This window comes from Collinsella aerofaciens (assembly GCF_040926405.1).
GTDB lineage: Bacteria > Actinomycetota > Coriobacteriia > Coriobacteriales > Coriobacteriaceae > Collinsella.
The window spans coordinates 1-4,406 of the sequence record NZ_JBCOIG010000051.1 but is presented as its reverse complement, the minus strand read 5'-3'; the positions used below and the strand labels follow the sequence as shown (position 1 = coordinate 4,406).

The window sequence follows — 4,406 nt, the reverse complement described above, 5'->3', positions numbered from 1 at the left end:
CTCCCCAACGGCCGCAGCGTGTTCTCGTTTTGTATGTGCCCCGGCGGACAGGTTGTCGCGGCTTCTTCCGAGCAGGGCCATCTGTGCGTCAACGGTGCCAGCCTCAATGCCCGCGACGGGCGCAACGCGAATGCCGCCCTACTCGTCAACGTCACACCTGACGACCTTCCCGGCGATGATCCGCTCGCAGGCATTGAGCTCCAGCGCGCCTGCGAGCGAGCCGCCTATCGCCTGGGTGGCTCCAACTGGAACGCGCCGGCACAGCTCGTCGGAGATTTCCTTGCTAGACGCGCCAGCACGGCACCCGGAAAGGTAAAACCAACCTATCCACTTGGTGTGACCTGGACGGCGATCGACGATGCCCTCCCGCAGCATATCGTCGAGTCGCTTCGTTTGGGAATCCCCCTGCTCGGTAAGAAACTGCGTGGCTATGACCGCCCCGATGCGGTCCTCACTGGCGTGGAGACGCGTTCGAGCTCACCGGTCGCTGTCACCCGAGACCGAGCGTGCCATGCCGTGTCGACCCCGGGCCTCTACCCTTGTGGTGAGGGAGCTGGATATGCCGGCGGCATCATGAGCGCGGCCACCGACGGCATCCGTTGTGCTGAAGCCCTGATCGCAGACCTCTAACGCACAAATTCCAGCGCGCAAAAGACATAGGCCCCGAGCTCCACAGAGAACTCGGGGCCTGTTCGCTATTTCTTAAACCGTGCACCCTGGCGTTTTCTGCCCGATGCGAACGTGGAACCCTTGCGGGCCTGCGAGCGTAAGCGCTCGATCGTCTCGTCCTCAGACGCACCCTCGAGCATCGCCCGAATCTGAACGACGGCATCGCGCAGGCGCGCCGCCTCCTCAAAGTCCATAGCGGCAGAAGCGTTACGCATATCCTCTTCCATGGTTTCGACGATCCGCACAAGCTCGTCATGCGGCAGTTCTTCCAACTGCTCCGCAAGTGTCTGCTCGGGCGCCACCGTTTCCGGCACACCGCCCTCGCCCGACTCATCGGGCGTATAGAATGCGCCATGACCAAGAGAATCGCCCTTCGAGCGCCCCTTGGAACCCACGGTTTTTTCGGCCTCGGCAATAAAACTTGAGATGTCGTTGATGGCCTTGCGCACTGTCTTGGGCACAATGCCATGCTCTTCGTTATATGCCATCTGAATCTCGCGACGGCGCTGCGTCTCCTCGATGGCCTCTTTCATCGAATCGGTCACAACGTCCGCATACATGATGACTTCGCCATCGGCATTACGGGCCGCGCGGCCAATCGTCTGAATCAGCGAACGGCGGTTGCGCAAGAAGCCTTCCTTATCGGCATCGAGAATTGCCACCAGTGAGACCTCGGGAAGATCCAAGCCCTCGCGAAGCAGGTTGATGCCAACGAGAACATCGATCTTGCCCTCGCGCAGCGTTCGCAGGATCTCGACACGGTCCATTGTCGCCGTATCAGAATGCATGTAATTGACCTTAATGCCCGCATCAAGCAGATGGTCGGTCAGGTCCTCGGCCATGCGCTTGGTCAACGTGGTCACCAGCACGCGCTCCTTGCGGGCAACGCGCTCGCGAATCTCGTCCTCAAGATCGTCAATCTGACCGCGAACCGGACGCACATCGATCTTGGGATCGAGCAGACCGGTCGGACGAATAATCTGCTCCACGTCGTTTTGGCTCACCCGCAGCTCGTAATCGCCCGGCGTGGCCGAAACATAGATAAACTGGGGTATCCTTGCCTCAAACTCATCGAAACGAAGCGGGCGGTTATCGAGCGCCGAGGGCAGGCGAAAACCGTGTTCCACCAGCGTCACCTTACGCGAGCGGTCACCTTCGTGCATGCCGCGAATCTGCGGCACCGTCACATGGCTCTCATCGATGATGCAGAGCATATCCTTGGGAAAGTAATCGATTAGGGTAAACGGCGGCTCACCCGGTTTGCGACCGTCCAGATGACGCGAGTAGTTCTCGATGCCGTTGCAAAAGCCCATCGTCTCGAGCATCTCAAGATCATAATCGGTGCGCTGCTGCAGACGCTGCGCCTCGAGCAACTTGTCGGTCGCCTTGAGCTCCGCCACGCGCTTCTCGCACTCTTCGCTGATCGATTTCAGAGCCGCCTTGACCTTCGGCTTCTCGGTCACGTAGTGCGATGCCGGCCATACGGGAATAGCCTCGTACTCACGAAGCATCTCACCGGTGACCTCATCGATCTCGGCAATCAGCTCGACCTCGTCGCCAAAGAACTCAAACCGCAACGGATGCTCGGCATAAGGCGGATACACGTCGACAACATCGCCGCGCACGCGGAACGTGCCGCGTGCCAGGTCATAGTCATTGCGATCATATTGAATGTCGATAAGTGCATGGATAAAGTCATCGCGCTCGAGCGGCACCTTCTTGTCGACGTTTGGAGCCAGACCCGCATAGTCCTCAGGAGAGCCAATGCCATAGATACACGAGACCGATGCGACAACGATCACATCGCGTCGAGAGAGCAGTGACGCGGTCGCCTGATGGCGCAGCATCTCGACCTCTTCGTTAATCGAGGAGTCTTTCTCGATATATGTATCGCTTTGCGGCACATACGCTTCGGGCTGATAGTAGTCGTAGTACGAGACGAAGTAGACCACAGCGTTGTTGGGAAAGAACTCTTTGAGCTCGCTCGCAAGCTGAGCGGCGAGCGTTTTATTCGGAGCCATGACCAGCGTCGGCTTTCCCAGGGCCTCAATAGTCTTTGCCATCGTGAAGGTCTTGCCCGAACCAGTCACGCCCAGCAAAACCTGATAGCGGTCTCCGTCCCTCACGCCCTGCACAAGCGACTCAATGGCCTTAGGCTGGGAACCGGCAGGCTCATAGGGGGAAACGACTTCAAACGGCACCTCAGCGCCCTCAACGCCAAAGCGCTTAAGTTCACCACCAACGCGTTCTACTTCAAATTCCGCCATGGATACTCCTAACTCATATATCTGCAGTATACGCAGGCGGCAGGCATAGTCCTATACGAACCGATCGGGATAGAGGGTCTTGTAGCGAACCCAGGCATTATTGACACGAATCAGATACGCCTGCGTCTCGGGAAAGGTGATTGCATTATGAAGCGACGTGCTCTGCTGCGCCCATCCGTCGACATTGCCCATGCCGGCGTTATAGGCGGCAATGGCACTGTCAGTCGACCCGTTAAAATACGTTAGAAGATACGAAAGATACGCACAGCCAAACTCGATGTTCGTAGCGGGATCGTTAAGGCTGTCGGCTGAATACTCGCTACCATCGACAAGACCCTTGGCAATCATATCCTGGGCAGTCTCGGGCATCAGCTGCATCAAGCCCTGTGCGCCTTGATTCGACTCGGCCTCGGGATCCCAATTCGATTCCGACTTTATGACGGCACACACCAGATACGGATCAAGATTGTGCGAAATGCTCGATTGCTTTACGTACGCCTCGTAGTCAATCGGATACAGCGGCTTAAAGAAAGCGGCAGGGGCACACGAGTAGACGAGCGAAATAAGGCCGAAGACGAACACAACGGCAAGTGGCGCCACGCGATACCACGTAAAGAAACGTGCCTTAGGCATCGGCCTCCTCCTTATCCGGAGTATCTATAAACCCGTGGCATGCAAGCCATGAGTCAAGCTGCTCAAAGAGCGAATTATCGCCTGCGGCATTATCAATCACCGTAGTAGCGAGATTGCACAGCGCAGACTCATCGGGCTGACAAGCAGAACGGGCATCGAAATCAGATGGCTCCATGCCACGTTGAATAGCGCGCTCGCGACGAACTGACAAAGGGGCGCTGATGACCAAAATTTCATCAGCCAAGCCAAATGCATCCTCAAAACCAGTCGGAGCAGAAACCTCGACCACCGCAAAGGGATAACGGGGAGACGAAACCGTACAACAAACCGGATCGAGAATCCTAAGCGAAAGCTGTTCAATGAGAACGGGATGCACAATGCCATTGAGCCGTGCGACCGAATCAGGAGAAGCAAAAGCTCGAGAAGCGAGGATGTTGCGGCGAATGCCGCCATCCTCATCCAAAATGTCCCAACCGAATTCATCCGCGAGAGCATTGACGATATCAGAGCCCGGCACATACAGCGATTTTGCAAGCTCATCCAGATCGATTAGCATAGCGCCACGAGATTCGAAATAGCGGCAGGCAGTCGACTTACCCGAAGCAATATTGCCCAAGACAAATACGGTAAACATCAAGCCCTCCCTAACGCCAATGCGAGTAATTATCGCTCAAATACACTAGAAGGACTCAAAATACAGCCAAACAGTAAGAGCGCATACGGGGGAACTAGGTCCCAAAGTACAACGTGTATATAACGCAAAAAGGGGGAGGCCGCGAGGCCTCCCCCTTCTCAGTTCAAGCGTACGGCTCGGTGCCGTCCACCGGTCAGCGGCGC

At 56.8% G+C, this 4,406-nt stretch carries 4 protein-coding genes; 1 reads left to right on the top strand and 3 read right to left on the bottom strand.

What is annotated here, in order from left to right; all coding sequences use genetic code 11:
- Positions 1 to 630: NAD(P)/FAD-dependent oxidoreductase (locus AB5758_RS09560; RefSeq protein WP_368155533.1), on the top strand; the 630-nt coding region annotated here is incomplete at its 5' end.
- Positions 631 to 695: 65 nt separating this feature from the next.
- Here the strand turns inward: AB5758_RS09560 and uvrB are convergent.
- The 3 genes from uvrB to coaE are packed head-to-tail and all read right to left on the bottom strand — an operon-like array spanning position 696 to position 4,203.
- On the bottom strand, positions 696 to 2,936 hold the full coding sequence (uvrB, locus tag AB5758_RS09555) for an excinuclease ABC subunit UvrB (RefSeq protein WP_195246830.1): 2,241 nt from the start codon (positions 2,934 to 2,936) through the stop codon (positions 696 to 698).
- A gap of 51 nt (positions 2,937 to 2,987) precedes the next feature.
- Positions 2,988 to 3,569, bottom strand: a complete 582-nt coding sequence (locus tag AB5758_RS09550; protein ID WP_368141752.1) for a lytic transglycosylase domain-containing protein — start codon at positions 3,567 to 3,569, stop codon at positions 2,988 to 2,990.
- Positions 3,562 to 4,203, bottom strand: a complete 642-nt coding sequence (coaE, locus tag AB5758_RS09545) for a dephospho-CoA kinase (RefSeq protein WP_368141753.1) — start codon at positions 4,201 to 4,203, stop codon at positions 3,562 to 3,564. Before coaE ends, AB5758_RS09550 begins: the two co-directional genes overlap by 8 nt.
- Positions 4,204 to 4,406: the final 203 nt, after the last annotated feature.

Excerpts from the sequence above, each read along its gene's own strand:
- uvrB (WP_195246830.1), bottom strand. The coding sequence starts at position 2,936 with ATGGCGGAATTTGAAGTAGAACGCGTTGGTGGTGAACTTAAGCGCTTT.
- coaE (WP_368141753.1), bottom strand. The coding sequence starts at position 4,203 with ATGTTTACCGTATTTGTCTTGGGCAATATTGCTTCGGGTAAGTCGACT.
- AB5758_RS09550 (WP_368141752.1), bottom strand. The coding sequence starts at position 3,569 with ATGCCTAAGGCACGTTTCTTTACGTGGTATCGCGTGGCGCCACTTGCC.